Source organism: Viscerimonas tarda (genome assembly GCF_054601255.1).
The window spans coordinates 1-2,587 of record NZ_BAAHWV010000100.1 but is presented as its reverse complement, the minus strand read 5'-3'; the positions used below and the strand labels follow the sequence as shown (position 1 = coordinate 2,587).

General features: G+C 50.5%; 2 protein-coding genes. Both read right to left on the bottom strand.

Features of this window, described 5'->3' with window-relative positions:
* Nucleotides 1-122: 122 nt before the first annotated feature.
* A complete protein-coding gene (gene folD / locus ACYPWY_RS15955) occupies nucleotides 123-1,004 on the bottom strand; it encodes a bifunctional methylenetetrahydrofolate dehydrogenase/methenyltetrahydrofolate cyclohydrolase FolD (protein WP_459686535.1) in 882 nt (293 codons plus the stop codon).
* Between the two features lie 75 nt (nucleotides 1,005-1,079).
* A complete protein-coding gene (ffh, locus tag ACYPWY_RS15950) occupies nucleotides 1,080-2,405 on the bottom strand; it encodes a signal recognition particle protein (protein ID WP_459686534.1) in 1,326 nt (441 codons plus the stop codon).
* Between the last annotated feature and the right edge of the window lie 182 nt (nucleotides 2,406-2,587).

Here is a 2,587-nt window from a genome sequence, read left to right as displayed (position 1 = left end):
GGAAGGTGGTTCCTTGATTGCGTTTAGCCCAGCCAGCCCCCCCTGCCCCCCGTAGGGGGGATCAGAAAGTCCCCCTACGGGGGATTTTAGGGGGCTTCCCTACGGTATTTGTGCTCTGATTATTATTTGTAAATCTCTTTCTTTCCGGCGAGCAAGGTGTTTTTTATCAACGAAATAATGGTCATCGGGCCTACGCCTCCCGGCACGGGGGTGATGTAGGCGGCTTTTGCTGCTACTTCGTTAAATGCGACATCGCCTTTCAGACGGAATCCCGATTTGGTTTCGGTGGAGGGGACGCGGGTGGTGCCTACGTCTATTACTACAACACCCTCTTTCACCATATCGCCTTTCAGGAACTCGGGGACACCCAGAGCGGCGATAATTATATCGGCTTGCAGACAAATTTCTTTTATGTTGGGAGTGCGGCTGTGGCACACCGTAACGGTTGCATCTCCCGGACAGGCTTTCTGCATCATCAGGCTGGCGACGGGTTTCCCTACAATATTGCTTCGACCAAGAACTACACAGTGCTTGCCTTGTGTGGGAATATCGTAGCGTTTCAGCAGCTCCAGAATGCCGGCGGGTGTGGCCGATACAAAGCAGGGCAGACCGATGGACATGCGTCCCACGTTCACCGGATGAAAACCATCTACGTCCTTCCGGTGATCGATAGCCTCGATAATTTTTTGCTCGGAGATGTGTTTTGGCAAGGGCAACTGAACGATGAAGCCGTCCACATCGGGGTCGTTATTCAGTTTCGCGACGCAGTTCAACAGTTCGGCTTCGGTTACCTCGTTCTCGAAACGAATGAGAGACGATTTGAAGCCGACCTCTTCGCAGGTGCGGACTTTGTTTGCCACGTATGTTTCGCTGCCGCCGTCGTGTCCGACCAGAATGGCGGCCAGGTGAGGCGTTTTTTCTCCTCTCGCCTTTATTTGTTTCACTTCGGCAGCCACCTCAGTTTTTATTTGAGCAGCTATGGCCTTTCCATCTATAAGTTGCATAGTATTAATTTTTAGCCCCCCGCCCCCCGTAGGGGGGATCCAAAGTCCCCCTACGGGGGATTTTTTGGGCTGTTTTTATCTTCTGATTTTCGGCATCATTTTTCCTGCGCCTTTCATTTGGGTCATCATTTTCATCATCTTACGGGTTTCGTCAAACTGCTTAACGAGCTTGTTTACTTCCTGTATGGATGTTCCGCTGCCCACGGCTATGCGTTGACGGCGGCTTCCGTTCAATATTTCGGGATTCGACCTTTCTTTGGGGGTCATCGAGTAGATGATTGCTTCTATTCCTTTGAAGGCGTCATCGTCTATGTCGATGTCTTTCATCGCTTTACCTACTCCCGGAATCATGGATGCCAGGTCTTTCAGGTTCCCCATTTTCTTGATTTGGTGAATCTGGGAAATGAAATCGTTGAAGTCGAATTGGTTTTTGGCTATTTTCTTTTGCAGGCGTCTGGCTTCTTCTTCGTCGTACTGCTCTTGGGCGCGTTCTACGAGCGAAACAATGTCGCCCATGCCCAATATGCGGTCGGCCATACGTTCGGGGTGAAATACATCGAGGGCATCCATTTTTTCGCCCATCCCCACAAACTTGATGGGCTTGTCAACCACCGAGCGGATCGACAGAGCGGCTCCACCGCGTGTATCACCGTCGAGTTTGGTGAGTACAACTCCGTCAAAATTCAGGCGGTCGTTGAATTCTTTGGCTGTGTTCACGGCATCCTGTCCGGTCATCGAATCCACGACAAACAGAATTTCGTCGGGTTTTACGGCGGCTTTGATGGCGGCTATTTCGTTCATCATCGCCTCGTCGATGGCCAGGCGACCTGCCGTATCTATTATGACCAGGTCGTTGCCGTTTTTCTTTGCCTGCTTAATGGCGTTGAGGGCTATCTCTACCGGATTCTTGTTTTCTTCTTCGGCATATACGGGCACCTCTATTTGTGCGCCCAGTACTTTTAATTGCTCGATGGCGGCGGGACGGTAGATGTCGTCGGCTACCAACAGCGGGTTTTTGCCTTTCTTCGATTTGAGGTATTTTGCCAGTTTGCCCGAGAAAGTGGTCTTACCCGAACCTTGCAAACCCGACATCAAAATAACCGCCGGCGAAGCTTTTATATTTATCCCGACAGCCTTTCCACCCATCAATTCGGCGAGCTCGTCGTGCACGATTTTTACCATCAACTGACCGGGCTTGACTGCCGTCAACACATTCTGGCCCATGGCCTTTTCCTTCACCGATTCGGTAAACTGCTTGGCTATCCTGAAGTTTACGTCTGCATCCAGCAGCGCGCGCCGTACATCTTTCAGGGTTTCGGCCACATTTATCTCGGTGATTTTTCCTTCCCCTTTAAGCAGCTTGAACGAACGATCTAATCTATCACTTAAACTCTCGAACATAATTATTTATATTGCGTATATATTTAACTTTACAAGGACACAAAGATACGAATTTTGTTTAAAGTTCCAAAGCCCCTCCAACCTCCAGCCCCCTAAAATCCCCCGTAGGGGGACTTTCTGATCCCCCCTATGGGGGGCAGGGGGGGCTGGCTGGGCTAAACGCAATCAAGGAACCACCTTCA

Excerpts from the sequence above, each read along its gene's own strand:
- folD (WP_459686535.1), bottom strand. The coding sequence starts at position 1,004 with ATGCAACTTATAGATGGAAAGGCCATAGCTGCTCAAATAAAAACTGAG.
- ffh (WP_459686534.1), bottom strand. The coding sequence starts at position 2,405 with ATGTTCGAGAGTTTAAGTGATAGATTAGATCGTTCGTTCAAGCTGCTT.